The organism is Occultella glacieicola (genome assembly GCF_004353825.1).
GTDB classification, from domain to species: domain Bacteria; phylum Actinomycetota; class Actinomycetes; order Actinomycetales; family Beutenbergiaceae; genus Occultella; species Occultella glacieicola.
The window spans coordinates 65,358-92,355 of record NZ_SMNA01000009.1 but is presented as its reverse complement, the minus strand read 5'-3'; the positions used below and the strand labels follow the sequence as shown (position 1 = coordinate 92,355).

The 26,998-nt window shown below is 72.1% G+C and carries 27 protein-coding genes; 14 read left to right on the top strand and 13 right to left on the bottom strand.

Going from position 1 to position 26,998, the window contains the following annotated elements; genetic code table 11:
• Positions 1 to 33: 33 nt before the first annotated feature.
• The 3 genes from EXU48_RS17990 to EXU48_RS17980 form a co-directional block, all read right to left on the bottom strand.
• Positions 34 to 936 carry an anti-sigma factor gene (locus EXU48_RS17990; protein ID WP_133109068.1) on the bottom strand — a complete coding sequence of 301 codons (903 nt, stop codon included), beginning with the start codon at positions 934 to 936 and terminating at the stop codon, positions 34 to 36.
• The gene (gene sigK, locus EXU48_RS17985; protein WP_133109067.1) at positions 933 to 1,535 is read right to left on the bottom strand and encodes an ECF RNA polymerase sigma factor SigK; all 603 of its coding nucleotides are present in this window, start codon (positions 1,533 to 1,535) and stop codon (positions 933 to 935) included. Before sigK ends, EXU48_RS17990 begins: the two co-directional genes overlap by 4 nt.
• A gap of 162 nt (positions 1,536 to 1,697) precedes the next feature.
• Positions 1,698 to 2,588, bottom strand: a complete 891-nt coding sequence (locus EXU48_RS17980) for a D-hexose-6-phosphate mutarotase (RefSeq protein ID WP_133109066.1) — start codon at positions 2,586 to 2,588, stop codon at positions 1,698 to 1,700.
• 120 nt (positions 2,589 to 2,708) lie between these two features.
• Between EXU48_RS17980 and EXU48_RS17975 the strand changes: the two genes are divergently transcribed.
• Both EXU48_RS17975 and EXU48_RS17970 read left to right on the top strand, forming a co-directional pair.
• Entirely contained in the window at positions 2,709 to 3,881 is a 1,173-nt protein-coding gene (locus EXU48_RS17975; protein WP_133109065.1) for an AAA family ATPase, read from the top strand.
• A gap of 28 nt (positions 3,882 to 3,909) precedes the next feature.
• Positions 3,910 to 4,383 (top strand): tRNA (cytidine(34)-2'-O)-methyltransferase, encoded by a 474-nt coding sequence (locus EXU48_RS17970; protein ID WP_133109064.1) that lies wholly within the window; start codon positions 3,910 to 3,912, stop codon positions 4,381 to 4,383.
• Positions 4,384 to 4,387: 4 nt separating this feature from the next.
• On the opposite strand, the gene EXU48_RS17965 is transcribed toward EXU48_RS17970, so the two are convergent.
• Entirely contained in the window at positions 4,388 to 5,635 is a 1,248-nt protein-coding gene (locus EXU48_RS17965; RefSeq protein WP_133109063.1) for an MFS transporter, read from the bottom strand.
• Between the two features lie 63 nt (positions 5,636 to 5,698).
• A complete protein-coding gene (locus tag EXU48_RS17960) occupies positions 5,699 to 6,508 on the bottom strand; it encodes a pentapeptide repeat-containing protein (protein ID WP_133109062.1) in 810 nt (269 codons plus the stop codon).
• Between the two features lie 69 nt (positions 6,509 to 6,577).
• Here EXU48_RS17960 and EXU48_RS17955 point away from each other — a divergent pair, with 69 nt between their 5' ends.
• The 3 genes from EXU48_RS17955 (at position 6,578) to EXU48_RS17940 (ending at position 9,622) form a co-directional block, all read left to right on the top strand.
• Positions 6,578 to 7,297 carry an HAD hydrolase-like protein gene (locus EXU48_RS17955; RefSeq protein ID WP_133109061.1) on the top strand — a complete coding sequence of 240 codons (720 nt, stop codon included), beginning with the start codon at positions 6,578 to 6,580 and terminating at the stop codon, positions 7,295 to 7,297.
• A 65-nt stretch (positions 7,298 to 7,362) separates the two neighbouring features.
• Entirely contained in the window at positions 7,363 to 8,256 is an 894-nt protein-coding gene (locus EXU48_RS17945; protein WP_133109060.1) for an aminoglycoside phosphotransferase family protein, read from the top strand.
• 61 nt (positions 8,257 to 8,317) lie between these two features.
• Positions 8,318 to 9,622, top strand: a complete 1,305-nt coding sequence (locus tag EXU48_RS17940) for an AI-2E family transporter (RefSeq protein WP_328591656.1) — start codon at positions 8,318 to 8,320, stop codon at positions 9,620 to 9,622.
• Between the two features lies 1 nt (position 9,623).
• Here EXU48_RS17940 and EXU48_RS17935 read toward each other — a convergent pair whose 3' ends face one another.
• The 4 genes from EXU48_RS17935 to EXU48_RS17920 all read right to left on the bottom strand — a co-directional run bounded on the left by EXU48_RS17935 (position 9,624) and on the right by EXU48_RS17920 (position 16,200).
• Entirely contained in the window at positions 9,624 to 12,944 is a 3,321-nt protein-coding gene (locus EXU48_RS17935) for an error-prone DNA polymerase (protein ID WP_133109059.1), read from the bottom strand.
• Between the two features lie 78 nt (positions 12,945 to 13,022).
• Positions 13,023 to 13,913, bottom strand: coding sequence for a carbohydrate ABC transporter permease (locus tag EXU48_RS17930; RefSeq protein ID WP_133109058.1), 891 nt, complete (start codon positions 13,911 to 13,913; stop codon positions 13,023 to 13,025).
• Positions 13,910 to 14,878: a carbohydrate ABC transporter permease gene (locus EXU48_RS17925; protein ID WP_235857114.1), complete on the bottom strand. Its 969-nt coding sequence runs from the start codon at positions 14,876 to 14,878 to the stop codon at positions 13,910 to 13,912. Before EXU48_RS17925 ends, EXU48_RS17930 begins: the two co-directional genes overlap by 4 nt.
• On the bottom strand, positions 14,875 to 16,200 hold the full coding sequence (locus EXU48_RS17920) for an ABC transporter substrate-binding protein (RefSeq protein ID WP_165962883.1): 1,326 nt from the start codon (positions 16,198 to 16,200) through the stop codon (positions 14,875 to 14,877). The genes EXU48_RS17925 and EXU48_RS17920 overlap by 4 nt, the downstream gene beginning before the upstream one ends.
• Before the next feature lie 228 nt (positions 16,201 to 16,428).
• Between EXU48_RS17920 and EXU48_RS17915 the strand changes: the two genes are divergently transcribed.
• The 5 genes from EXU48_RS17915 (at position 16,429) to EXU48_RS17895 (ending at position 20,526) form a co-directional block, all read left to right on the top strand.
• Complete coding sequence (locus EXU48_RS17915) at positions 16,429 to 17,547, top strand: hydroxyacid dehydrogenase (protein ID WP_133109055.1); 1,119 nt, start codon at positions 16,429 to 16,431, stop codon at positions 17,545 to 17,547.
• A gap of 108 nt (positions 17,548 to 17,655) precedes the next feature.
• Complete coding sequence (locus EXU48_RS17910; protein ID WP_133109054.1) at positions 17,656 to 18,777, top strand: LacI family DNA-binding transcriptional regulator; 1,122 nt, start codon at positions 17,656 to 17,658, stop codon at positions 18,775 to 18,777.
• Between the two features lie 80 nt (positions 18,778 to 18,857).
• On the top strand, positions 18,858 to 19,358 hold the full coding sequence (locus EXU48_RS25440; RefSeq protein ID WP_133109053.1) for a helix-turn-helix domain-containing protein: 501 nt from the start codon (positions 18,858 to 18,860) through the stop codon (positions 19,356 to 19,358).
• A complete protein-coding gene (locus EXU48_RS17900; RefSeq protein ID WP_328591655.1) occupies positions 19,348 to 20,022 on the top strand; it encodes an HAD family hydrolase in 675 nt (224 codons plus the stop codon). Before EXU48_RS25440 ends, EXU48_RS17900 begins: the two co-directional genes overlap by 11 nt.
• Positions 20,023 to 20,103: 81 nt before the next feature.
• Positions 20,104 to 20,526 carry a TIGR03667 family PPOX class F420-dependent oxidoreductase gene (locus tag EXU48_RS17895; RefSeq protein WP_133109051.1) on the top strand — a complete coding sequence of 141 codons (423 nt, stop codon included), beginning with the start codon at positions 20,104 to 20,106 and terminating at the stop codon, positions 20,524 to 20,526.
• Here the strand turns inward: EXU48_RS17895 and EXU48_RS17890 are convergent.
• Both EXU48_RS17890 and EXU48_RS17885 read right to left on the bottom strand, forming a co-directional pair.
• Positions 20,498 to 21,106, bottom strand: coding sequence for a ClpP family protease (locus EXU48_RS17890; protein WP_133109050.1), 609 nt, complete (start codon positions 21,104 to 21,106; stop codon positions 20,498 to 20,500). The two genes, EXU48_RS17895 and EXU48_RS17890, sit on opposite strands and share 29 nt — an antisense overlap.
• On the bottom strand, positions 21,106 to 21,711 hold the full coding sequence (locus EXU48_RS17885) for a ClpP family protease (RefSeq protein WP_133109049.1): 606 nt from the start codon (positions 21,709 to 21,711) through the stop codon (positions 21,106 to 21,108). Before EXU48_RS17885 ends, EXU48_RS17890 begins: the two co-directional genes overlap by 1 nt.
• Positions 21,712 to 21,899: 188 nt before the next feature.
• On the opposite strand from EXU48_RS17885, the gene EXU48_RS17880 reads away from it, so the two are divergent.
• Both EXU48_RS17880 and EXU48_RS17875 read left to right on the top strand, forming a co-directional pair.
• On the top strand, positions 21,900 to 22,382 hold the full coding sequence (locus EXU48_RS17880; protein WP_133109048.1) for a VOC family protein: 483 nt from the start codon (positions 21,900 to 21,902) through the stop codon (positions 22,380 to 22,382).
• Between the two features lie 61 nt (positions 22,383 to 22,443).
• A complete protein-coding gene (locus EXU48_RS17875) occupies positions 22,444 to 22,896 on the top strand; it encodes a nitroreductase family deazaflavin-dependent oxidoreductase (RefSeq protein ID WP_133109047.1) in 453 nt (150 codons plus the stop codon).
• A 288-nt stretch (positions 22,897 to 23,184) separates the two neighbouring features.
• On the opposite strand, the gene EXU48_RS17870 is transcribed toward EXU48_RS17875, so the two are convergent.
• Positions 23,185 to 24,933: a Y-family DNA polymerase gene (locus EXU48_RS17870; RefSeq protein WP_133109046.1), complete on the bottom strand. Its 1,749-nt coding sequence runs from the start codon at positions 24,931 to 24,933 to the stop codon at positions 23,185 to 23,187.
• Positions 24,933 to 25,727, bottom strand: a complete 795-nt coding sequence (locus EXU48_RS17865) for a hypothetical protein (protein WP_207947809.1) — start codon at positions 25,725 to 25,727, stop codon at positions 24,933 to 24,935. The genes EXU48_RS17870 and EXU48_RS17865 overlap by 1 nt, the downstream gene beginning before the upstream one ends.
• 197 nt (positions 25,728 to 25,924) lie before the next feature.
• Between EXU48_RS17865 and EXU48_RS17860 the strand changes: the two genes are divergently transcribed.
• Both EXU48_RS17860 and EXU48_RS17855 read left to right on the top strand, forming a co-directional pair.
• The gene (locus tag EXU48_RS17860) at positions 25,925 to 26,452 is read left to right on the top strand and encodes a YbhB/YbcL family Raf kinase inhibitor-like protein (RefSeq protein ID WP_133109045.1); all 528 of its coding nucleotides are present in this window, start codon (positions 25,925 to 25,927) and stop codon (positions 26,450 to 26,452) included.
• Complete coding sequence (locus EXU48_RS17855; RefSeq protein ID WP_133109044.1) at positions 26,452 to 26,997, top strand: YbaK/EbsC family protein; 546 nt, start codon at positions 26,452 to 26,454, stop codon at positions 26,995 to 26,997. The genes EXU48_RS17860 and EXU48_RS17855 overlap by 1 nt, the downstream gene beginning before the upstream one ends.
• Position 26,998 lies beyond the last annotated feature (1 nt).

Sequence of the window (26,998 nt, the reverse complement as noted above, 5' to 3'; positions counted from 1 at the left end):
GGCACGGCGGGCCCCGGTGGGGCTCACCCGCGGTTAGGACTGCACGACGGGGACCTGGACCAGGATGTCGCCGGTCGGTGCGGGCGAGCCACCCGCCGGCTCGATCGTCACGGCAACGGAGTCCGCGCCGAGGACGTCACCCTCGAGCACCACGATCGCACCGCCGTCCGAGGACGCGAACAACCCGGCACTCGCCGGGACCGCCCCCTCGAGCGTCCACGCCTGGAAGACCTCGTCCGGTCCCAGACCCGGCAGGTTCCGCAGGACCGCGGCCGAACTGTCCAGGGCGCTCGAGCGCAACACAGTGCCATGCACCCCGGCGGCGTCACCGCTCGCATAGACCTCGAGGTCGGGCGCCTCCAGGAGGGCCAGCAGCTGGGCCTCGCTCTCCCGCTGCACTCCCGCCAGCTCGCGAGCCGGCGGCTCCTCGGGTCCGAGGACTCCCCATCCCACGCTGCCGAGGGCGACGATCACGGCCGCGGCCGCGACGAGTCGCCATCGGTTGGCGCGCCGATCGCGGCGGGCCCGAGCACGGCTGAACTCGGTCGGCTCGGTCGGCTCGGTCGGCTCGGCCGGCTCGGCCGCTGCGTCGCGGTCGGGGCCGCCGGACACCGACCGTTCGGGATCGGTGCCGTCGGTGCCGTCGGTGCCGTCGGTGCCGTCGGTGCCGTCGGTGGCGAGCGTGTGCTCGGGCAGCGGCGGCAGGGGGCGCACCTGCGAGATGAGGCCGAGCACCGATCCACGCAACTCGGGCGGTGGAGCCACCGCGCTCACGGCGGGCAGACGCAACACGGCCGCACGCAGGGACTGCACCTCCTCACGGCAGTCGCAGCACGCCGCGAGGTGTAGCTCGAACGCCCTGAGCTCGTCGGCATCGAGCGCATCGAGGACGTAGGCCCCGGTCAGCACGTGCGCCGACTCACCTTCCACGGTCATCGCCTCTCACCCCCGAAATGGTCTCGTAGCCGGATCAGTCCGTCCCGTAGCCGAGTCTTCGCCGTGCCGAGCGGGATGTCGAGGAGGCCGGCCACCTCCGTGTGGGTGTAGCCACCCAGATAGGCGAGCTCGATCGCCTCGCGCTGGATCCCGGTCAGGGTCCCCAGGGCCTTACGCACACGTTCGGCCTCCAACTTGTCCACGACCGCCTCGCCGACATCGCGCTCCTGGGTTGGCTCACGCACGGCGTAGCGTGCGTCTCGCGCTCCGGCGGCCTGCGCCGAGCGCACCCGGTCCACCGCGCGTCGGTGGGCCAGCGTGAGCATCCACGCGAGCACCGAGCCGCGGGCCGCATCGAACCGCGCCGACTGCTGCCACACCTGCAGGTAGCAGTCCTGGGTCACCTCCGCCGCTTGGGCGCGGTCACGCACCACACGCACCACGACGCCGAAGACCCGCGCCGACGTGCTGTCGTACAGTCGCGCGAACGCGTGTTCGTCCCCGCGCGCGCTCCGACGGAGCAGCTCGGCCAACTCGGTCGGCTCGTCCGGGGTCGGACCGCCGCCGAGGGGCTCTCGTTCCCCCGGCACCGGTTGCATTCGCGGAACCATACGCTCGTCTCGGTCGGGCTCTCGACCGGATGGTCCGGTCAGGGGTCATTCGGAGCGGGTCGCCGAACGGATGGGTGCCCGATCCTCGACCACGACGGCGACCGGCTTGCCGGCCGGCATCGCCGGTCGCGGACGGGCTCGGCGGACCGGTCAGTCCAGCGTGATCGTGGTGGTCATCGTGTGTGCCTGCCCGGGCGAGAGGGTGATCGCGTCGGAGCCGACGTTGCCGGACTCCACGCACACCATCCAGGGCCACTCGTCGTCACCGAAGTCGGGCATGACCTGAGCCTTGTCCGTCCACGGGTTCCACACGACGGTGCTGGACGCGCCGGTCTTCGCGATCCGCACCGTGTGCAGGGTGTCCTGGATGTAGGTCGTGGCCGTGGTCTCCTCGAAGACCCGGTCGGTCTCCCCCACGATGTGCAGCGGGCCGCCGAGCACGCCCCTGGGGTGGGCGGCCCCGGGTGCCCGGTCGGTGTAGGTGGCGCCCTCGAGTCCACGGATCGCGATCCCGGCGACGTCGTTGACGGTGAAGTAGCTGTGCAGGGCCTGCTCGAACGTGAAGGCCTCGGTGCCGGTGTTGCGGACCTGCAGGCTCAGCCGGAGGTCCTCGCCGAACAGCACCTGATAGGTCGCCTCGAAACGGTGCGGCCAGTGGACCGTGGTCGCCGGTGAGTCGCTCAGCTGCAGTACCACCAGGACGCCGTCGTCGGTGTCGCGGATCTCGTCGAGTTCCCACGGGAGCCGGCCCGCGAACCCGTGCAGCGGATCGCGGTCGCCGTCCGGACCGCTGCCGAACCAGGGGAAGCAGATCGGGACGCCACCGCGGATCAGTCCCGACCCGCCGTCGTGCGGTACGGCGCTGCGCCACAGGACCGAACCGCGCCCGACCGGAACCCACTCGACCACGTGGGCGCCGTGCAGGTAGAGCGAACCCGCTGCCGGTCCGCGCTCCACCCGGATCATGGGCAGCCCGGCCTCTCCCGTGGTCAGGGTGACCCCCGGGGCAATTTCGGGCCGTTCCGACAGCTCCTGCGCCATGGCGCGACCGTAATGCCGTGGTGCCCGGACCCCCACCGGGTTGCCAGTAGTTGTCGTGCCCGTCGGCAGGAACGGGCGACGGCGGCCCCGCTGTCGGTCCTGGGCCCTACTGTTCGGTCCATGCTCACCACGCTCGCCGTCCAGGGATATCGGTCGCTGCGGGACGTGGTGGTGCCGCTCGGGCGGTTGACCCTGATCACGGGGGCGAACGGGTCCGGCAAGTCCAGCCTGTACCGGGCACTCCGGCTACTCACCGACGCCGCGCGAGGCGGCGCCGTCGCGGCGCTGGCCCGGGAGGGTGGGCTGCCGTCGACGCTCTGGGCCGGCCCGGAGACCATCTCCGCCTCGATGCGTCGCGGTGAGGTGCCGGTCCAGGGCACGCGGCGCTCCGGGCCGGTGCGCCTGCAACTGGGCTTCGCCGGGGACGGGTTCGGCTACGCCATGGACCTGGGTCTGCCCCGGCCCGATGTGGGTTCGGGCCGGTTCGCCCTGGACCCGGAGATCAAGGTGGAGACGGTCTGGTCCGGTCCGGTGGCCAGACCGGCAGCGGTCCTGGCCCAACGCCGGGGACCGGTGGTGAGGGTGCGGGACGGGCGCTCCTGGACCGAGCTCACGCGGTCGCTCGCTGACTACGACTCGATGCTCGGCCACGTCGCCGATCCGCACCGCGCCCCGGAGCTGCTGGAACTGCGCGAACAGTTGCGCGGCTGGCGCTTCTACGACCATCTGCGCACGGACGCGTCGGCCCCGGCCCGGCTCGCACCGGTCGGGACCCGCACCCCGGTCCTGGCCCACGACGGTGCGGACCTCGCGGCGGCGCTCGCGACGATCGAGGAGATCGGCAGGTCCGGCGTTCTGGCCCGCACCGTCGATGCCGCGTTCCCCGGTTCCCGGATCGAGGTGTCGGTCGACGCCGGGCGGTTCGGGCTCGCGCTGCGCCAGGACGGCATGCTCCGACCGATGCGGGCGGACGAGCTATCCGACGGAACGCTGCGCTACCTGATGCTGACGGCTGCCCTGTTGACGCCGCGGCCACCCGAACTCCTCGTGCTGAACGAGCCGGAGACGAGCCTGCACCCGGAGCTGATCGGACCGCTCGCGGGCCTGATCCATGCCGCGAGCGAGGAGATGCAGGTGGTCGTCGTGACCCATTCCGCGACGCTACAGGCGGCCCTCGCCGACCTGACCGGCGCGGACCTGGAGCGGGTCGAACTCGTCAAGGACCTCGGTGAGACCACGATCGCCGGGCAGGGGCTGCTCAGCCGGCCGTCCTGGACCTGGCCGGGCCGGTGACTCGCTCCCGCGGTGGGACGATGGTCTGGTGTTCCACATCATGTTCTTCGAGCCGCGGATCCCGGGCAACTCCGGCAACGCCATCCGGTTGACGGCCGCCACCGGCACCACGCTGCACCTGGTCGAGCCCCTCGGCTTCGACCTCTCCGACGCCAACCTGCGCCGGGCCGGCCTCGACTATCACGACCTGGCGCGCGTGGAGGTGCACCCTGACCTCGACACCGCCCTGGCGCGCGTGCAGGACGTCGGGACCGGGCGGGTGTACGCCTTCACGGGCCACGCGACCCGGTCCTTCACCGACGTCGACTACGCCGCGGGCGACACGCTGCTGTTCGGCCCCGAGCCGACGGGCCTCCCCGAGCACGTGCTGACCGACGAGCGGGTCACGGACCGGGTGCGGATCCCGATGCTCCCGGGGATCCGGTCGCTCAACCTGTCCAACTCCGCCGCCCTCGCGATCTACGAGGCCTGGCGCCAGCACGGCTACGCCGGCGGCTCCTGAGGCCTCACGGCGTCGCCTCGACGTCCTCGGGGTCGGGAAGGGAGTACAGGAACCGGAACCCGAGCAGGCTCGTGAGCGCGGCGAGCCCACCCCCGACCAGCAGCGGTGTGACCAGGTCGACCCGGGCGAGCAGACCCCCCAGGACCGAGCCCAGCGGGATCACCCCCCACAACAGGGTTCGCCAGGTGCCGTGCACCCGCCCGAGCAACCGGCTCGGGATGATGCTCTGCCGCAACGACATGACCAGCACGTTCCAGGCCGTCACGGCCCCGGAGGAGACGGCCAGTCCGACGGCGGCGCCGGGCACCGTCGGCCACACGCCGATCGCGACGACGGCGAGGGCCGAGGCGAGGCTGGCGACCGCCATCACCGGGCCGGCGCCGAAGCGCTCCTTCGCCGGCGACGCGACCCACGCGCCGACGAGCCCGCCGACGGCCATCGAGAGCATGAACGCCCCGAACCAGGCCTCGGGGACGCCGAGCCGGTCGAGCACGTAGAGCACCAGGGTCGCGGTCGCCGCCGAGTGGCCCAGGGCCACCACGGTGCTCAGGAACCAGAGTGGTCGCAGGGTCCGGTTCCCGAGGATGAACCGCAGTCCCTGCCGGACCTCGTCGCGCCACGGCACCCGCTCCCGCTCGCCGCCGGTGCCGTGGTGCTCCCCGGCCGCGGCCAGCGGCAGCCAGAGGGCGAGCAACCCGGCGACCGCGTAGCCGAGCACCCCGACCCCCAGCGGGATGAGGACCGAGACCGCGAACAGAGCCGACGTGAACGGCGCGGCCGCGAAGTTCTGCACCACGAGCTCGCCTGCTTCGATCCGGGAGTTCGCCCGTGGCAGGCTGCGCCGTTCGACGAGGCTGGGGACCACCGCCCGGATCGCCCCGTCGTAGAGGGTCTCGAACGCGCCGTAGACGAAGATCACGGCGTACAACCACCAGATCGTCAGGGAGCCGGTAGCGGTCAGGACGAACAGTGCGACCGCCAGTACGGTCCGCACCGCGTTCGCGACGGCAAGGGCTCGCCGTCGGTCGATGCGGTCCAGGACGATCCCGGCCGGGATCGCGAAGAACAGCCAGGGCAGCAGTGCGACGGCGGCGATTCCCGAGATCAGCAGCGGATCGTCGGTGAGCCGGACCGCGAGCAGCGGCGCGGCCACCCGGGCGATCCCGTCCGCGAGGCTGGACCCCAGGTTCGCGACGAAGACGTTCCGGAAACCGGGACCGAGCGGGCCAGGACGCGGGGGCTGTTCGCTCATCGGCGCCTCCCCGGGCGAGGCGGGCACCGGCCGAGCGTCATCCCGCCGCACGGGCAGCGCCGTTCACCAGTGCCCCGGCCGGGCGAAACCGCCCGGCAGGGCCGTACGGGCATCGCCGGTCGCGGCGGCGACCTGCGGCTGGGTCAGGAACAGGACGTCGGCGAGGTCGGTGCCCCGTACGTCCGCGCCGCGCAGGTCGGCGCCGATGACGTCGGCGCGGTGGAGCCGGGCGCCACGCAGGTCGGCCCCGATCATGGCGGCGCCACGTAGGTTCGCCCCGCGCAGGTCGGCGCCGCGCAGATCGGCCCCGGCGAGGTCCGCACCGCGGAACTCGACGCGTGGTCCCGGTGCCGACGCGCGGATGTGGGCGCTCGCCCGCAGGGCGGCCTCCGCCATCTCGGCCCATACGGCGTCGACGTCCACGCCGGCCAGGTCCGGTGCGCTCGCGGCGCTCGCCTCCTCGACCCGGCTGATCAGCAGGCGGACCTGCCTCGCCAGCGCGCGAGGCAGGTCGAGGGCCCGGGCCGCGTTCAGGTACCAGAGTGCCTCGTGGAGCCGGCGCATGACCCCGAAGGCGGCGAACATCGCCGCGGCGGTGTCCGCGCCGTCGCGCCAGGTCCGCCCGGCGAACGTCGCTTCGGTGACGTGCTGCCCGGCCCCGAAGCAGTCGTAGGTGGTGCACCCTGCCATCCCCTGGCTCCGCAGACCGGCGTGGACCGCGCAGCGGTGGTCGGCCAGCAGGTTCCGGCAGGGGTCGCCGGCGGCCTTGTCGAACGCGAAGTCCGCCGATCTGGAGAATGCCAGCGCAACGCAGCACAGGCCCACGCAGCGGGCGCAGTCGGCCCGGAGGTCGATGTCACCGGAGGTGGCCACGGTGGTCGGGTGGGTGCGGTCGGTCGGTTCGATCCGGCCACCCTACCTATTAGGCTGACGCGGGTGAGGATGCCTGATCGCACGACCGCCGTCCTGCTCGACCTCGACGGCACCATCACGGACTCCGCGCCCGGCGTGATCGACTCCTTCGTGACCGCCGTTCGCGGGCTCGGCCTCCAGCCGCCGCCACCGGACGAGCTGCGCGCCGTGGTCGGACCGCCCCTGGCGTGGACGCTCGAGCACATCGGCGGCGTGGATCCCGCGGACGTCGACCGCGGTCAGGACCTCTACCGGGCCCACTACGGCGGCGGCTCGATGTTCAACTCCGCCGTGTTCGACGGGATGCGCCAGCTGCTCGTCGCTCTGCGCGAGGCCGGGGTCCCGGTGAGCCTGGCCACGTCCAAGTCGGAGGAGTTCGCCCGCGCGATCCTCGACCACTTCGAACTGACCGGGTACTTCACCGCGATCTGCGGCGCCGACGACCGCGGCCGCAACTCGGACAAGGCGTACGTGATCGGCAAGGCCCTGACCCAGTTGCACGCGGCCGGCGCGGACCTGTCCGCCCCGGTGATGGTCGGCGACCGTGAGCACGATCTCGAGGGTGCCCGTGCCCACGGCATGCCATGCGTCCTGGTCGCCTGGGGGTACGGCACGGAGGCCGAACACGCCGACGCGGACGCCCTCGCCTCGGACCCGGCGCACCTGGCCGGCCTGCTCGGGCTGCCGGCACCGGTCACGAACCGGTCCGTCGCGGAGCCGGTGGCCCGCAGCGCAGGGGTGGGGCGCTGAACGGCCCGGTCCTGCCCGCGTCGCTGACGACGGGGGCAGCCTCGACTCCCGCGGGGGCGGCCTGGGTGGCCCGGCTGCCCGGCCTGATCGACCGGGCCGTGCAACGCTGGGGCCTGACCCTCGGCAACCCGTTCTCGGTCGGCACCGCGGCGTGGACCACCCCGGGCGCGATGGCGGACGGGACCCCGGTGGTCCTCAAACTCACCTTCCCGCACGACGAGGCAAAGTACGAGGCGACCGCCCTGGCCCTGTGGCAGGGGCACGCGGCCGTGGAACTGCTCGACCACGACACCCAGGACTGGGCGCTGCTGCTGCGGCGCGCCCACCCCGGCACCCTGTTGCTCGCGGACACCTCACCCCCGCACGTGCGGCTCGGGATCGCCGTGGAGATCCTGCGGAACCTGCACCGCGCGGTGGCCACCGGCACCGAGATGCCACTGCTGACCACCGTCAGTGCGACGTGGTCCCGGATCGCGACACAGCGGGCGAACCGTTGGGCCCACCTGTACGAGGCATTCCGGCGGGAGGTCTCCTACGGCCTCGGGCTGCTCGCGGCATTCGGTCGCCCGGGCGCGAAACCCGGGCCGGTCGTGGTCCTGCACGGTGACCTGAACCCCGGCAACATCCTGCTGGACGCACCGGGCTCGGTGCCGCCGCAATGGCTCGCGATCGATCCGAAGCCGATGATCGGCGACCCCGGCTACGACCTGTGGCCGGTGCTGTCCCAGATCGACAACCCGTTCGTGTACCAGGATCCCCTGGCCGTGCTGCGACCACGGGTGGAGCTCGCCTCCCGGGCGCTCGGCATCCCGTTCCGGCGCATCTGCGAGTGGGCCTGCGCCCGATCCGTCGAGTCCGTGCTCTGGCAGCTCGAGACCTGGCCGGATCCGGCCCGGCAGGCCGCCGCGCTCCAGGATCTGGTCCAGGTGCGCTGCTGGGCGATCCTCGCCCGCGGCTGAGCAGCGACGCGACCGGAAGGTCTCCGCGCGATCCGGGTCCGACTGGGGCAGACTGACCCGCGTGAGACTCGTGCCCCAACGCATCCAGGCCGCAGCGGTCCGCCAGGCCGCCGCGGCACGCCGGGCCGCGTCGGCGAACACGGCCCGTCCCGCCGCCGAGACCACCGACGGCTCGGCGGCCGAGCCGTCCCCGCTGCCACCGCTGCCCCGGTCCCCGGCCCGGGGTGCCCGGGCCCGGGTGCACCGGCTCCCGGAGCGGCACCTGCGCGCGGACGACGGCGGCGACGGCGTCCCCCGCTGGATGCGCAAGTCCGCCGGCTGGTCGTGGCGCATCCTGGTGGTGATCGCGCTCATCTCGCTGCTGGTGTGGGCCACCGCACGGATCCAGCTGGTGTTCGTCGCGGTGTTCCTCGGCCTGGTCATCACCGCCGTGCTGCGGCCGCTGGTGAACGTGTTCGCGAAGGTCATGCCCCGCGGGCTGGCCACCGCGCTGGGCATGCTGTCCGCGCTGGCGTTCGTCGGTGGGTTGCTCACCTACGTGATCACCTCGGTGACCGGGCAGTGGGAGACCCTCTCGGAGCAGTTCTCCACCGGCATCGCCCAGTTGTTCGCGCTCGCCCAGAACCTGCCGTTCGGCCTGACCATCACCGAGGATCAGGTCAACGAGTGGCTGGAACAGGGGCAGACCTGGCTGCAGGAGAACCAGAGCGACCTGCTCAACCGGGCGGCGGCCGGGGCCGGGTCCGTGTTCGAGGTGTTCGCGGCCCTCGCGCTGGCGATCTTCTCGACCGTGTTCTTCCTCGCCCGGGGCGCCGACATGTGGAAGTGGTTCCTGAACCAACTCCCGGCGAAGGTGCGGGAGAAGTGGATGCTCGCCGGTGGGGTCGGCTGGTACACGTTCTCCGGGTACGCCCGCGGCACCGTGATCATCGCCCTGGTGGACGGCATCCTGGCCGCGATCATCCTGTTGATCGCGGGGGTCCCGCTGGCCGCGCCGCTGGCGGTGCTGGTGTTCATCGGTGCGTTCATCCCGCTGGTCGGTGCGCCCGCGGCGATGATCATCGCGATGGTGGTGGCCCTGGCCGTGAACGGTCCCGTCAACGCGATCCTGGTGGGTGTCGGGATCGCCCTCATCGGCCAGTTCGAGGGGCACATCCTGCAACCGCTGGTGATGGGCAAGCAGGTCTCGTTGCACCCGCTGGTGGTGGCGCTGGCGGTGACGGCGGGCACCCTGGTGGCCGGCATCCTCGGCGCCGTGATCGTCATCCCGATCGTGGCCGTGATCTGGGCCGTGTACGCGAAGCTGCGGACCCTCGACCCGCCGATGGAGGACATGGAGCCGGACACGAAGGCCGTCGAACCCTAGGTCACTGGAAGTCGCGGGAGGTGGAGGCCACCCGCAGGCTCAGCGCCGTGACCGAGTCCGCCATCAGGTTGGTCACGCCGTCGGCGGTCTCCACGGTGCCCCGGACCACCAGGGCGGCGCTGGTCCGGGCGACCCTCCGGTAGCGGCCCCACAGCCCCTGCGTGCAGATCACGTTCAGCAGGCCGGTCTCGTCCTCCAGGGACAGGAACGTCACCCCACCGGCCGTGGACGGGCGCTGCCGGTGGGTGACCACCCCGGCCACCCGCACCCGGGTGCCCGATCCGGCGCCGGGCACGTCGGTCACCCGCAGCACCCCGCGGGCGTCCAGGTCGGAGCGCAGGAACTCGGTCGGGAAGGAGTCCGTGGAGATCCCGGTGGCCCAGACGTCGGCGACGGCGGTGGTCACCTCGTCCATGCCCGGCAGGTTGGGCAGGTCGATACCGACGGCGGTGAACGGCAGCGGTTCCTGCACGGCCCGGACCGCCGGCCCGTCGCCCGTGCGCACCACGGTGGAGGTACCGCTCTCCCCCGCCAGTGCGCCGGCGAGCCAGAGCGCCTCCCGGCGGGAGTGCCCGAAGGAGTCCAGCGCCCCGGCGGTCGCGAGCGCCTCGAGCTGGGCGGCGGACAGTCGCACCCGGCGGGCCAGGTCGGCGAGGTCGCGCAGCGGTGCGGCCTCCCTGGCCGCGACGATCCGCTCCGCCCCCTTCTGACCGATCCCCCGGACCGGGGCGAGCCCGAGCCGCACGGCCAGCCCCCCGCCGTCGACCCGTTCGACGCCCGCCTGTACCTGCGAGAAGGCGACGTCCGCGCGCTCGACGCGGACCCCCCGCCGTCGGGCATCGGCCACGAGCGACTGCGGCGAGTAGAACCCCATCGGCTGCGCCGCGAGCAGCCCTGCGTAGAACGCCTCGGGGTGGTGCACCTTCAGCCACGCGCTCGCGTAGACGAGGTAGGCGAAGGAGAACGCGTGCGACTCGGGGAACCCGAAGTCGGCGAACGCCTTGAGCTTGTCGAAGATCGCCTCCCCGGTGGGGCGGTCGATGCCGTTGCGGGCCATCCCCTCCAGCAGCCGCCCGTGCAGCGCCTCCATCCGTTCGAGGGACCGCTTCGACCCCATCGCCCGGCGCAACTGGTCCGCCTCGGCCGGGGTGAAGTCCGCGGTGTCGATCGCGATCTGCATCAACTGTTCCTGGAACAGCGGCACCCCGAGCGTCTTCGCCAGGGCCGGTTCGAGCAGCGGGTGCAGGTAGGTGACCGGCTCACGCTTGCGGGCCCGGTTGATGTAGGGGTGCACCGAGTTGCCCTGGATCGGTCCGGGGCGGATCAGCGCGACCTCGACGACGATGTCGTAGAACGTGCGCGGCTGCAGCCGCGGCAGGGTGGCCATCTGTGCCCGGGACTCCACCTGGAACACCCCGACGGTGTCCGCGGCGCAGAGCAGGTCGTAGACCTTCGGGTCCTCCTGCGGCAGCGAGTGCAGCCCGACGTCCACGCCCTCGATGTCCCTGATCCAGGTGAACGCGAGCCGCAGCGCGGTGAGCATGCCGAGGCCGAGCAGGTCGAACTTCACCAGGCCGGCATCGGCGCAGTCGTCCTTGTCCCACTGCAGCACCGTGCGGCCGGGCATGGTCGCCCACTCCACCGGGCACACGTCGATGACCGGCCGGTCGCACAGCACCATGCCGCCGGAGTGGATGCCGAGGTGGCGGGGCAGGCGCAGCATCCGCTCGGCCATGTCCACGACCTCGGCGGGGATGCCGTCGAGGTCGCCGCCGCCGGTCGCGCCGTCGGAGGCGGCGACCACCTCCGCGCTCGGGGTCCACGGCCCGTCCCGACGGCGGCGCTCCAGTTCGCTGATCCGCTCGCCGGTGCCGCCGGTATCGTCGGGCGACGGGCTCGGCCGCAGGCTGCCCCACCGTTCGATGCCCTTGGACCAGGCGTCCTGCTGCCCGACGTCGTAGCCGAACGCCTTGGCGGCGTCCCGGATCGCCGACCGCGGCCGGTAGGAGATCACGTTCGCCACCTGCGCGGCGTGGGTGCGCCCGTAGCGTTCGTAGACGAACTGGATCACCTCCTCCCGGCGCCGGGACTCGATGTCCACGTCGATGTCCGGCGGGCCGGACCGGCCCGGGGACAGGAACCGCTCGAACAGGAGCTTGTGCTGCACGGCGTCGACGGCGGTGATCCCGAGGGCATAGCAGACCGCGGAGTTCGCGGCCGAGCCGCGGCCCTGGCAGAGGATGTCGTGGCGCCGGCAGAAGTCGACGATCTCGTGCACGATCAGGAAGTACCCGGGGAAGTCCAGGTCGATGATGATGTCGAGCTCCCGCTCGATCGTCGCGTACGCGCCGGGCTGCCGCGGCGCCTCCGGCGGGCCGTACCGGTCCCGGGCCCCCTCGTAGGTGAGGTGGCGCAGCCAGGTGGCCTCGGTGTGCCCGGGCGGCACCGGGTGCGGGGGCAGGTTCGGCGCCACCAGGCGCAGATCGAACGCGCACTGGCGGGCCAGTTCCACGCTCATCGCGACCGCCTCCGGGCGGGAGGCGTGCCGGGCGTACATCTCCGCCGGCGCGCGCACATGGGCGGCGCTGGGCGGGAGCCAGCCGTCGAGTTCGGACAGCGTGGTGCGGGCGCGCACCGCGGCCAGCACGTCCGCGAGGGGCTGGTCCGCCGGGCTCGCGCAGTGCACCGCCCCGGTGGCGACCACCGGCAGCCGGGCGTCCGCGGCGAGCTCGGCGAGCGCGTCGCAGCGCACCGAGTCCAGCGGCGCCCCGGAGTCGGTGATCTCGACGACCACGTTCTCCGCACCGAAGTGGTCGGTCAGCACGTCCAGTTCCCGGCGTGCCGCGGCCAGGTCGAAGCGGCCGGGTTCGGGTTCCAGGGCACGGCGCACGGAGCCCTTGCGGCAGCCGGTGAGGATCAGCCAGTTCCCGGCGGCGAGGTCCGCGAGCTCACCGAGCCGGTAGTGCGCCTCCCCCTTCTTCCCGCTGGCCAGGTGGGCGTTCGCGATGGACCGGGACAGCCGCCGGTACCCCTCGGCCCCACGGGCCAGCACGAGCAGGTGGGTGCCCGGCGGGTCCGGCATCCCGGTCGGCCGCACCGGCGCGTCCAGGCTCAGCTCCGCCCCGTACAGGGTGGGAAGCTTCAGGGTGCGGGCGGCCTCGGCGAACCGGACCACCCCGTAGAGCCCGTTGTGATCGGTGATCGCCATCGCGGACAGGCCGAGCCCGGCCGCCTCGATCGCCAGTTCCTCGGGCTGACTGGCGCCGTCGAGGAAGCTGAACGCCGAGTGGGCGTGCAGCTCGGCATAACCGGAGACGAACATACGTTCGATCCTACCTCGCGGTCGGCAGAGCAGCATCGCGGGTGCCGACCATGCCGGCACCCGCCGCTGCTCAGCCGGTCACCCCTTCAGCCCGCTCCAGCCGACACCGCTGACGATCTGCCGTTGGAAGATCAGGAAGATCACCAAGGGCGGAACGCTGGCGATGACCAGACCGGCGACCAGGTAGGCAGGATCGGTGTTCTGGGCCAAGCGAGGCAGGGCGACCGCGAGCGGTTGCTGGGCGGGGTCCGAGAGCACGACGAGGGGCCAGAGGAAGTCCTTCCACGCGGTCATGATGGCCAGCAGCGAGATCACCGCGAGGATCGGGCGCGACATCGGCAGCACCAGCCGACGGAACACGACCAGCCACCCCGCGCCATCGACCTGGGCCGCTTCGAAGAGCTCCCTGGGGATCGCGTCGAAGAACTGCTTCGCGAGCAGCACGTTGAAGGCATGCGCCCCGGCCGGCAGCCAGATCGCCCACGGCGTGTCGGCGATCGAGATCCCGAGTCCGGGCAGGTCGAGCACCGTGAGGTAGAGCGCGATCAGCGTGACGGTGCCCGGAACGAACAAGGTGGCGAGCAGCGCTCCGTAGACGAATCTGCCGAACCACGGCCGGATGACCGCGAGCGCGAAACCCGCCGTGGTCGCGACGATCAGCTGGACCAGCCACGAGCCGGCCACGAGCACCACTGTGTTCTGGAGATATCTGTCGATCCCGAGCAGGCTCCAGGCGTCATACAGATTGCTCCACCGGGCCGGGTCCGGCCACAGGGCGAGCGGACGCTGCACCAGGTCGGCGGTACTCGAGATCGAGGCCCGCCACATCCAGACCAGGGGCAGGGCGCCGAACGCGACCAGGCCCGCGAACAGCACAGCATGCAGCAGGCGCCAGGTCCGCCGGGTCGCGGAGTGTCGCCAGTCCGCGGAGGAGAGGATGCCACGCACGGGCGCCGGGCCGGACGTCATGAGGTGCTCCAGCTACGCGTGAGCCGCAGGTACACGGCCGAGACCACCACCAGGACCAGGGCCAGGAGCACGCTCAGGGCCGTGGCCACGCCATAGTTCCCGAACAGGAACGCGTACCGGTAGATCATCAGCAGCACCGTCACCGTCGCGTTGGCCGGGCCGCCGTCCGTCATCACATACGGCTCCGTGAACACCTGGAGCGCACCGATGATCTGCAACAGGAGCAGGATCAGGATGACGCCGCGCATCTGTGGAAGGGTCACATGCCAGACCCGGCGGCGCACCGAGGCACCGTCGAGCTCGGCCGCCTCGTAGAGTTCCCTGCTCACCCCGGCGAGCGCGGCGAGGTAGATCAGGACCGCCGTCCCGGCACCGGACCAGGTGGCGACCACCACCAGGCTGGGCATCGCCAGGACGGGCGACTGCAGCCACGGGTAGGGCCCGAGCGCGAACAGCCCGAGCAGGCTGTTGATCACGCCGGACTCGCCGGGCGCGTAGAACGCCTTCCACAGGAGCACCGCAACCACCGGCGGGATCACCACCGGCAGGTACGCGAGCGTGCGCGCGAGGGCGCCGCCGCGACGCAGTTCGGAGACGAGCACGGCGCAGACCAGTGGGACCGGCAGTCCGACCAGGAGGGACAACCCGGTGAACCACAGTGTGTTCAGGGCGGCGGTGGCCAGCAATGGATCGGCGAACAGCTGCGCGAAGTTGCGCAGGCCCACCCAGTGCGGCGCCGAGACCAGGTTCGTCTGCTGGAACGACAGCACCACACTCTGCGCGATCGGCCACCACGCGAAGTATCCGAAGATCACCAGGGCCGGCAGCAGGAACACCAATCCCGCCGCGGCGGCACGCCGGCGTCCGGCGCGACGACCCGCGGACCGCCGGTCCGAGCGGTGACCACGGGCGTCCCCGGGGCCGCTGGCGGCGACCCCGAGGACACGTTCCGGTGCCATCGTCATGACTGGTTCTGCTCCAGGATGGTGTTGACACGGCCCTCGGCTTCGGCGAGCAGTTCGGCGGGATCCGCCGCCGGATCCGTGAGCACCGCCTGGACGAGCGGATCGAGTGCTGCGTAGATCTCCTGCGACGCCACGACCGGTTCGGGCACATACTCGAAGGTCTCGAGCGAGGCGACGTACGGGGCGAAGTTCTCGACGGGCACGTTGACGTGGTCGGCGATGGCCGCCTGGATCTCCTCGTACTTCTCCTGTGAGTAGATCGGAAGGACGGGGACACCGACCGGCAGCCCGTCCGCCGCGGCCGCGGCGGCCGTCTCCTCGGCGATCTCCGGGTCGAAGTTCGGGCGGAGCGCACGGAAGTCGATCCACCGCACGGCCGCGTCCCGTTCGGCCGCGGACGCGTTCGCGTTGACCATCAGCACCGTCGCACCGGCCAGCGTCGCGTCGGCACCCGCCTGGGGCATCGGGCCCGCCCCGTAGTCCGCCGGGTCCCCACCGGCCGCGACATAGTTCGGATAGAGGTCCGGTGGGGCGGAGACCCACATGCCGACGTTCCCGGCGACGAACTCGGCGAGCATGTCCTCCTGTTTGCCGAGGACGTTGTCACCCATCGAGTCGTCCTCCCATCGCAGCTGCTGCCACCACTTGAGGACGTCCAGCGCCGGCCGGTCGTTGAACGCCGCGACCCAGTGCCCGTCGCCGGCCTGCTCGATCATGGCGCCGCCATGGGTGTAGGTGTACCCGGTCAGGTGCCAGCCACCGCTGTTGTTCGTGGTGATCTCACCGAACCCGACCCGGCCGGTGCGTTCGGTGATCTGCGCCGCGTACGCACGGACCTCCTCCCAGGTGGTCGGTGGGACGTCCGGATCCAGGCCAGCCTGCGTGAAGATGGAGCGGTTGTAGACGAGACCGAACGCGTAGCTCTTCTCCGGGACGCCGTACACGGCGTCATCGTCCGTCAGGAACTGCATCACCCGGGGGTTCAGCTCCTCGAAGCTGTCCAGTTCGGCCACCTCCGCCGCGATGTCCGCCACCTGGCCACGCTCGATCAGCGAGGGCGGCTCGGTGAGCGGCACCCGGAGCAGGGTCGGTGCACTTCCGCCCGCGAGCCGGGCGGCAAACGTCTTCGCATCCCAGGGAACGTCGGAGCCGACCACCCGGATCCCCGGATTGAGCTCCTCGAACTCGGCGACCTGTGCCTGGAAGAGTTCCAGTGCGGCGGTATTCGTAGCGGCCGGCATGCCCATGACCGTGATGACGACCGTGTCCGGGTCCGCCCCGGGCGACGTTCCACAGGCGGCGGCTCCCGACATCAGTGCCATCGCAGCAGCAGCACCGAGGACCCGTCTGGCTCGTGCCTTCATTTCGCCTCCAGAGTGTGTGTGCTGCGTCGGTGCAGCACGGTGATGCACACGAGCGCGGTTCCGATCGGACGTAGGCACCCTGATGTGCGCTCACCATGATTCACGAATCACGCCATCTTCGCAAGGCATTAGTTTCACTAAGTTTCGATCTTGTGCACTTCTGACGCGATGTGGTGGACTGTTGCCATGGCAACCACCGCTGATGACGCCGGTACCCGGCCCGCCCTCCTGGGTGGACCGGGCGTGCCGGCGGCCTTGCGCACCGGCGACGTCGCCGATGGCAACGCGCCGAGGCCCGACCGACCGCACGCCCTGGTCCTGATGTCCGACGCCGCCTTCGGGGAGCTCTTCGACCCACCTCGGGTCGAGCGGCTCCGCAGGGGCGTCAGCCTCCCGGTCGACTTCCTCTCCCTGGACGTGTCCTCACCTGCGGCTCGGGATCGGCTCGCACGGACCGAGGTCCTGATCACCGGCTGGGGATCGCCGACCATCACTGCGGCGGTACTCGACGCCGCCCCGGCGCTGTCGACCGTCTTCTTCACGGGTGGTTCCGTGAAGGCCCACATCTCCCCCGCGTGCTGGAGTCGCGGCCTGGTCGTCACGTCGGCGGCCGATGCCAACGCCATCCCGGTCGCCGAGTTCACCGTCGGGACCATCCTGCTCGAGGGCAAGCGCGCCCGGACCTATGCCGCCGGATACCGCGCGCACCGTGACATCTCCGGCGACTGGCGAGCCTCCGTCCCACCGACGATCAACAACGGAGGCGTGGTGAGCCTCGTCGGGCTGTCCCGCGTGGGCCGGCGCGTGGCCGCGTTGCTGCGCCCGTTCGACCTCACCGTGCTGGCCGTCGATCCGTACGCGAGCCGAGCCGAGGCCGCGTCGCTCGGGGCCCGGTTGGTCGGCCTCGATGAGGCCCTCCGGTGCGGCGACATCGTCAGCCTGCACGCGCCGTCGCTGCCCGCGACCCGCCACCTCATCGACGCCGACCGGCTCGCGCTCATGCGCGACGGTGCCGTGCTCATCAACACCGCCAGGGGCACACTCGTGGACACCGCCGCCCTGATCGAGCACTGCCGGAGCGGCCGCATCCGCGCCGTCCTGGACGTGACCGACCCCGAGGAACTGCCGACCGACTCGGCGTTGTTCGAACTCCCCTCGGTGGAGCTCACGCCACACATCGCCGGATCGATGCAGGCGGAGGCACACCGGCTGGCGGACTCCGCGCTCGAGGAGCTCGAGCGCTTCCGCCGCGGCGAGCCGCTCAGGCACGCCGTGGATCCGCGGACCCTTGAGCGCAGCGCCTGACGCGCCATCTCCGCAGCGCAAGGCACGCAACCGCAACTCTTGCGACAACTCGGATACCGTGGGGCCACGGATGCCCGTGGCATCCAGGTCCCGAGAAAGTGAGGAACGATGCTCGCAGCCGAGCGTAGGTCGCGGATCCTGGCCCTGGCCGAGCAAGACGGGTCGGTCGAGATCGCCCGGCTCGTCGAGGACCTCGGGGTCTCGCACGTGACCGTCCGCCGCGACCTCGACGCTCTGGTCGCCGACCACGCGCTCGAGAAGGTGCGCGGTGGCGCGATCTTCCTCGACGGGTCGAAGTTGGGCAGCGGCCGGGTCACGACCGGCGCGAACGGGTTCACCGGTGCGATCGGGGTGGTGGTGCCCACCTCCTACTACTACCGCCACATCGCGCAGGGCATCGGCGCAGCGCTCGAGCGCAGTGGCGGAGAGATGCGACTGCTGATCTCGAACTACGACCCCGACGAGGAGCGCCGGCTCATCGCACAACTCGTCGAGGGAGGCGTGGCTGGACTCCTCGTGGTGCCCTCACTGCTCCTGGACGACACGGATACCGCATATCCGGAACTGATCTCCGACCTGGCGCTGCCCACGGTCCTCGTCGAGCGCGAACTGCCGGGTGGCCTGGGTGCGCACCTGCACACTGTGCGTTCGGCGCACGAGCGAGGCGTCGAGGCCGCCATGTCCCACCTGCGCGACCTCGGGCACCGCCGGGTGGCGATGGTGGGCAGGGGTCGGACGCAGAGCGCGGAGTTCGTGCGCCGCGGGTGGCGCGAGGCGGTGGAACGCCACGGGTTCGACATCGGCTCGCCGATGCTCGGCGCGGACGAACTCGGGACCGGTCCCAGTTGGGGCCAGACCGGCTCCGACATCGTGCTGGAACGGGTGCTGTCCACGGGGGCGACCGCGCTGTTCTGCCATGGCGACGAGAACTCGCTGCTGACCCTGATCCACAGCGCCCGTTCCCAGGGGATCGCTATCCCGGACGAGCTGTCGATCATCGCCTACGACGACGAGATCTCGGCTCTGGTGGACCCACCTCTGACGGCGGTCTCGCCGGACCGGCCACGGGTGGGCCTGCTCGCGACCCGGCTCCTGCTCGAGCAGATCGAGGAGGCCGAACCCCCGACCCCCACGCACATCCAGGTGGAGCCCCGGCTGGTCGTGCGGGCTTCCACCCGCCCACCGGCGGCGGCAGCCGGTGCATCGTCGCCGGAGCGGCGCCTGCCATAGCCATCCCCGGCGCCACTGCTGGATTACGCTCCGCGGGAACATCCGGGCGCGTCCCGGCTCCCGTCCCTAGGCTGCCCGACATGGGACAGCTCATCGAGTTTCCGGCCGACCGGCGCGCCACGACGGCGCGGCCCAGGGTGCGGCGCGCCCGCCCCGAACCGGCCGAGCGGGTCGCAACCGGACCGGCAGCACCGGGGCAGGCGGCACCGCCCCTACCCGAGCCGGTGCAGATCGAACCACCTCGACGTCTGCCGACACCCGACCATCGACCCACACGGACGCCGTCGTCCACGCCACGACCCGGAGACCGAGGTGCACAGCCCCGCCCTCTGCTTTGGCGTGAGGCGGTCGGTCACGCGCTGCGCGCCGAACGGAGCGACCAGGGCCGCACCCAGGGCGACGTCGCCTCCCAGGCCGGTGTCTCCACCCAGTACCTGTCCGAGATCGAGCGCGGCCGCAAGGAGCCCTCCTCGGAGATCCTCGAGGCCATCGGGCAGTCCCTGGGACTTGACCTGGGCACCCTGACCGGGCGGGTGTCCCGCGCCCTGCGCACGCAGGGCCCGGTCCTTCGTGCCGCCTGAGCCGGCGGTCGCGCTCCGCCCGGGCGCAGGAGTGCTCGTGGACATGGACGGCACATTGGTGGACACCGAACCCCTCTGGCACCGGTCCCAGCGTCGCCTCGCCGGTGAGGGTGGGATCGCGTGGACCGACGCCGACTGTGCCCTTTACACCGGCCGGCCCATGACCGAGTGGGCCGGTGCGATGCGCCGCCGCGGCCATCCGAACCCGGCCGAGGTGATCATCGCCGACGCCGTGGCTATGGTCGCCGCCGTGGTGCGCGAGGACGTGCCCTGGTTGCCCGGGGCCCTCGACCTGCTGTCCTCGCTCGCCGCGGCCGACATCCCGTGCGCGCTGGTGACGAACGCCGGCCGGGCGAACGCCGACGCACTGCTCGAGGCCGCGCCGCCCGGTTCGCTCGCATTCGCGACCGCCGCCGAGGACGTCACGCGGGGTAAGCCCGACCCGGAGCCGTACCTGCTCGCGGCCTCCCGGCTCGGCATCGACCCGTCGATCAGCATCGCGTTCGAGGACTCCGCCAGTGGCGCCCGTAGCGCCCACGCGGCCGGTTTGAGTGTGTGGTTCATCGACTCCCACACGCCCGATCCCGGGGTCCCGGTGGCCGGCCGGATCGGCTCGCTCGCCGAGTTCGACGCGGCCCGGCTCGGCTCGACCCGGCGCGGCTGAGCATCCAACCCGGCCGGTCCGGAATTCAGGACGGCGCCCGCGACGTTGGCCCGAGGACACGACCCCGACACCCGGAGAACCATGTTCACCATCGACACCAGGACCGACCTCGGCGCCCGGGCCGTCGCCCGCCTCACCGACGAGACCGTCGCCTGGCTCACCACGATCTCACCCTCGCTGGTGCCGCAGCCCACGCCGGTGTGGTTCAGCTGGACCGGCGCCGACATCCTGATCGCGAGCCAGCCGCACACGCACAAGGTGCGCAACCTCGCCGCGCGCCCCGGCGCGAGCATCTCCTTCAACAGCACCGCGAGCGGCGGCGACGTGGTGGTCCTGACCGGCACCGCCGCCGTCGACCCGGGACCCCTGGCCGGCACCGAACTGGCGGCCTACGACGTGAAGTACGGCGCGGACATCCGCGGCCTCGGCCTCACTGCGGAGCAGTTCCACGCCGACTACTCCCAGGTGGTCCGGGTCAGCGTGACGCGGTTGCGCGGGTTCTGATCGCGACCACCTCATCCACCAGGTGGTAATCGACCGCCTGCGACGCCGTGAAGATCCGGTCCCGCGACGTGTCCTCGGACAGTCGCGCGGCGTCCTGCCCGGTGTGCCGGGCCAGGATCTCATCCACCTCGGCACGCATCCGGGCGATCTCCGCGGCCTGGATGCGCAGGTCCGGCAGCGCCCCCTGCCCGCCCATCGACGGCGGGTGCAGCAACACCCGGGCATGCGGCAGCGCCCCGCGCCGGCCCGGCTCCCCCGCCGCCAGCAGGACCGCCGCGGACGACGCCGCCTGACCCACGCAGATCGTCGCGACGGGTGCCCGCACGAACTGCATCGTGTCGTAGATCGCGAGCATCGCGGTGACCGAGCCGCCGGGTGAGTTGATGTAGAGGTTGATCTCGCCATCGGGGTCGACCGACTCGAGGTGGATCAGCTGGGCGATGATCGTGTTCGCGACCCCGTCGTCAATCTCGGTGCCGAGGAACACGATGCGATCCGAGAGCAGCCGGGAGTAGACGTCGGCGGCCCGCTCCCCCGATGTGGTCCGCTCGATCACACTGGGGATCGTGTACTGGCTCATCACAACTGCCCTCCCAGGCCGGCGCGGCGGGTCCGCACCGGCATCACATCGCTGAGTTCGGTCACGATCGCATCGACGAAGCCGTACTCGAGGGCCTCCTGGGCGGTGAACCACCGGTCCCGGTCGGAATCGGCCTCGATCCGCGCCAGCGGCTGCCCGGTGTGCTCGGCGATCAGGGAGAGCATCACCGAGCGCGTGTGCTCCAGGTTCTCCGCCTGGATCGCGATGTCCACGGCGGTGCCCTGCAGCCCGGCGGACCCCTGGTGCATCAGGATCCGTGCGTGTGGCAGGGCGAACCGCTTGCCCGGGGTGCCGGCGGAGAGCAGGAACTGCCCCATGCTCGCCGCCAGGCCCATCGCGAGGGTGGCGACGTCGTTGGGGATCAGCCGCATCGTGTCGTACATCGCGAGCCCGGCCGAGACCGAGCCGCCCGGTGAGTTGATGAGCAGGGTGATGTCCGCCTTCGGGTCCTGGGCGGACAGCAGCAGGAGTTGACTGGTGATCCGGGTCGCGACATCGTCCTCCACCTCGGTGCCGATGGCGATGACGCGGTTCTGCATCAGACCGTCCGCCAGGCGGTCGTCGAGTCGGGTCCGTTCGGACATGGCGGGCTCCCTTCGTGGGTTGGTCCACTCAGCGTGCGCCGCTCGACGGGTCGGTCGGGGTCGATGCGCCCGACGGCGGATCTGCCGTGAGCAGATCGGGGCGCCTCGCGCTGTTGGTAGCGGCCAGGTGCTGACCTGTACCGCCCCTAGCGTGGTCGGCACGTTGTCGATCGAGCGAGGAGGCCATCATGACCGCACCCACCACCGTCCCCGACGGCTACCAGTCCGTGAATCCGTGGTTGATCAACGCGCGCACGGCCGAGGTGATCGACTTCCTGGTGGAGGTCTTCGAGGCCACCGAACGCGGCCGCATGGAGGTCGACGGCGTCATCGGGCATGCCGAGGTGCAGATCGGCGACTCCGTCATCATGATGTTCGACTCCCCACCCGACTGGCCGCCGACCCCCTGCTTCCTGCGCTTCTATGTGCCGGACGACGCCGCCGTGCACCGCCGGGCCATCGCAGCCGGTGCGCGGGTGGTCACCGAGCCGACCGAGATGTCCTGGGGCGATCGGATCAGCAGGATCGCGGACCCGTTCGGCAACCTGTACTGGATCCACCAGCACGTGGCCGACGTCGACGAGGCGGAGGCCGAGCGCCGGATGACCCTGCCCCGCTTCCAGGAGGCGATGGCCTCCGTGCAGTCGGTGGAGTTCCACCCGGGGCGCTGACGCCGCGAGGTCGACGATCGCCCGACCTGCTCTCATCGCGCTTTCATGCCTAGGCTGAGTTATGCGCAAGATTCCCCGCTGGCTGGCACGTGCCCCGATCCCCGTCTTCCGTCTCGGCATCGGTGGCCTGCTCACCAAGCGGCTCGTCATGATCGAGCATCGCGGGCGCACGAGCGGGCTGATCCGGGAGGTGGTCCTGGAGACGATCAAGATCGACGGCGACGACGTCTACGTCATCTCCGGGTACGGCTGGTCCTCCCAGTGGCTACGTAACGTCAAGGCCGACCCCCGGGTGCGGATGTGGTCCGGCTGGGGGCGCGGAGTGGGAGCCCTCGCCACGATCCTCCCCCGGGCGGAGGGACTGGCCGTGCTGGACGACTACCGCACGCGGCACCCCGGCACGGTGCGGGCCCTGGCCACCGGCCTCGAGATCGAGGGCTTCACCGTCGACGGTCCGCTGCCCGAGGACATCACCGAGCGGATGCCGCTCGTGCGGATCCGACCGCGTCGCTGACGGCTGGTCCGCGGTCGTCACCCGCCTCCAGGCAGGGCCGCCCACCGCTTCCGCGGAAGCGTTGCCGACACTGAGAGTGTCGAAGTGGCAGCCACTTCAGCACTCCCACAAGCGCGAGGACCGAGCGGCGTAGCGCCGCGACCGTCGAACGCTTCCGCGGAAGCGTCGACCGACGCCGAGAGTGTCGAAGTGGCAGCCACTTCAGCACCCTCACGACCGCGGCGCACGCCGCGCGTCGACCGTCTGCGACGGGATCACCTGGGCGGGCGTGCGGTGCGCCGACCGCGGTCAGTCATAGACTCCTTCGACCCACCACCGGCCGCCCTCCCCCGCCAGCAGCAGGGCACCTCCCTCGGTGACCACTTGCAGGTACGTACGTGGCTCGGTGCCGGACCACCACCGCTCGTGCACCGGCCATGGCCCGGCCCATCCGGTGATGGTCTGCCCGGTGAGTCCCGTCGGCCCGGCGCGCCGTGCTGGTCCTGCTGGTCCCGGGGCCTGATGGGCAGAACCCGCGCCACGTGTTCCGGGCTCTGCCGGCCGGGACGGGCGGCGGCGCACGTCCACCAGGGCGGGATCGCCCTCGAGTTCGCCGCGCCGGCCCACCCGCACCGGATCCCCCTGGGCGTCCACGAGCCGGGCCGGCACCGGCTCGGCGGGCACGGTGGCGGGCAGCGGCCGCGGGATCTGCCCGGGCCACGGCGCGTCGGGATCGCGCAGCGGGCGCAACTCGTCCCCCCAGGCCACCAGGCGCACCCGGTCCCGGGGTGACCGCCCGCCCTCCAGCACCGGGGACAGCACCCCTTCCGCTCCGATCAGCCCCTGCACCCGCAGCACGGCCCGGTCGGCCTGCACCTGACCGCGCCCGACCCGCCCCCACAGCCCGTCCTGGACGGCGGCCGCCGGACTGATCTCCTCGGCGGCCAGCTCCAGGTGGGTCAGCGGGGCGCTCGGTGGGCGTCCGCTGCGGCCACTGAGCCAACCCTCCAGCTGCCATCGCACCCGGTCGGTCAACTCGGTGGCGGTCAGTGCCCCGTCGATGCGCCAGGTGCGGACCAGTTCGGCGCCGTTGTCCGCCCGGGCCGAGACCCGCAGCCGAGCGCACACCACCCCGCGTCGAACCATCCTGCTCTGCAGTTCCTCGGCCAGCCGACGCGCGGCGAAGGCGGCCGTGTCGATGCGCTGCGCCGGTGGATCCAGTTCGGCGTGGGTGGTGATGTCCGGTTCGGGGCGATGCATCTGCGGCGGGTAGGCGTCCAGGCCCCTGGCCAGTCGTTGCGCCTGTACCCCGAGCTCGCCGAACCTGGGCAGCACGTGGGCCGTGCGCATCGCCGCGAGATCACCCAGGGTGCTCAGCCCCAGCCGGCGCAGCAGGTCCACCAGGTCGGTGTAGGCGGCCCGGGACTGCCGCGTGGTGGTGATGTAGATGAGGTCACGCACGTCCCGGGGGGCCAGGAACCGGGCCGACCGCCCCGGAGGCACCACCGTGGAGGTGCGGGCCGCCAGCAGGGCCGCGAGCAGGCCGTCCGCGATCCCCACCTGGGCCTCGGCCCCGCTCGCCTGCGCGACCGCTCCGACGAGTGCCTCGGCCACCGCCTCCTCCGACCCCAGGTACCGGCTCGGGCCCCGGGCGCCCACGGCGACCACCCCGGGCCGCATCACCTGCACGTGCGGCACCACCTCCTCCACGCCCTGCACGAGCGGCTCGAACGCGCGCACGTCCCGCGCCTCGTCCGCAGCCAGCAGCACGAGGTCCGGGCACAGCCCCTGGGCCGTGCGCCGACGCATCCCACGCCGGACCCCCTGGGCACGCGCCATCGCGGAGACGGCCGTCACCCCCCGCCCGTCGTGGAGCACCGCGCGGTGGTGGGCACCGATCAGCCCCTCGGCGACGGCGGCGGCGATCGGCCAGTCCGGGACCCACAGCACCGCGAGCCGGGTGGCGGACTCGGCGAGCGGTGCGCCGTCCGGGACGGTCCCGGCCGGCCATGCCCCGTCACCGGCAACCGGGGGCGGCAACTGCTCTGCGGCGCCCATCAGCCGACCTGCGCCAACGAGCGTTCGGCGACCGGCACGACGAACTCACGTTCCGCCGTCGGGCCCTCCATGGCGGGCACCTCGGGCGCCGCGGTCTCCACCCCACCCGGACCGATCCGGATCCGCACCGGACGCGCCGCCGCGACCCCCCGCCCGTACGCCACGACCGTGATCTCCTCGGTGCGCAGCACCCCGGCGCCACGCCCGACGCCACGCCACACCCGGTCCCCGGCGTCGAGCACGAGCTCCGATCCCGGCCACGGCGTGGTGGTCAGCAGCACCGACCCCCTGGTCCGGGCCCGGGAGGCGAGCAGCCGCCGGTCCCGGTCGGCCAACGCCGTGCAGTCCCCCAGCACCAGCACGTCGAACCCGTCCACGAGGGCGCCCACCACCGACGGGGAGTCCGGGCCGGGCCGGGGCACCACGACCACCCGGTCCAGGGGCAGGCCGGCCTCGGCAGCAGCCGCGAGTCCCACGTCCGGCAGCGCCACCACCGCACACCACGCACCGGCCCCGCCGGCCGCGGCCGCGAGTCGCAGCAGCAGCGAGGTGGACCCGGTCACCTGCACCCCGGTGCCGCGGCGGATCCCGCCGTAGGGGAACAACGGCGCCAGCGCGGGCGGCACGGGCAGCACCCGTTCGGTATCGAGAGCGGGCGCGGGAGGTGGGGGCGTGGGGGACGGGCCGGGTACCGCACGAACCGTTGGCCCGTGCAGTTGGGTCCGCAGCCCGGCAGCGGTCTCCGCGGCCGCCAACGCCCGCCGCGCATCCTCCAACTTCGACGTGGTCGCCATCGTTCCTCCTCCCACGTCCATCACGCTAGAAGCCACCACCGACATTCGAACGTCGGTTCTAATACTGTAGCAAGATGAGCGCGATCGGGAGTGGCCACGAGACGCGCGCGTGCCCTGGCGGCCCCGAACCCGCAGTGGACGTAGGTTAGGAACGAAGCCGGAGGAACGACCGGCTCGACCAGCCGCAAGGAGATGACATGGACCTGCAGCGCCCCGTCGCCCCCGCCCCCTATGACGCCATGCCCAGCACCGGCACGTTCACCGTGACCAGCACCGACATCGCCGACGGCACTCCCCTGCCTGCGCTGCACTCGCTGACCGGCGGCAACGTGTCCCCCCAGCTGAGCTGGTCCGGGTTCCCGCCGCAGACCCAGAGTTTCCTGCTCACTTGCTTCGACCCGGACGCGCCGACCCCGTCCGGCTACTGGCACTGGACCGTCGCCGACCTCGACGTGAGCGTCACCGAGATGGAGCAGGGCTGGGGCGAGAGCGACCTCACCCTACCCGGGGCGGCCTTCCATGCCCGCACCGACGGCGGGGCGTTCGCCTACGAGGGTGCCGCGCCACCGCCCGGCGACGGCCCGCACCGCTACGCGTTCGCGGTCCACGCCCTCGACGTCGAGACCCTGGAACTCTCCCACGAGGAGAGCGCTACGAAGTTCTCCTTCGTCGCCCTGTTCCACACGCTCGCCCGCGCCGTGATCACCCCGACGTTCGAGCGCTGATGCGGTTCGGCACCCTGGACTGGGCCCCGGCCCTGGATCACCCGGACCTGCTCGCCGACCCCGTCCGCGACGCCCTGGCGACGTGGGCACGGCAGGCGCCGGACGCCGTCGGGCAGGTTCTGGTCACCGAGATCGACCCCGGATGCGCCGACACCGCAGAGATGACCGAGGCCTACGACCTGCCCCTGGCGGCCTCCGCGAACTGCGTGCTCGTCGCGGGGCGACGGGCCGGCGAGGAGCGGATCGCCGCGGCCGTCGTGCGGGCGACCGCACGCGCGGACGTGAACAACGTGATCAAACGGCTGCTGGACGTGCGCAAGGCGTCGTTCCTGCCGATGGACCGGGCCGTGGCCGACTCCGGCATGGAGTACGGCGGGATCACGCCGATCGGGTTGCCCGCCGACCACCGGATCCTCCTGGACCCGGCGGTCGGCACCGGTACCGCGATCATCGGCAGCGGCCTGCGCCGATCCAAGATCGTGCTGCCGGGCGAGGTCCTCGCGGCCATGCCCGGCGTCGAGCTCATCGAGGGCCTGGCGAACTGAG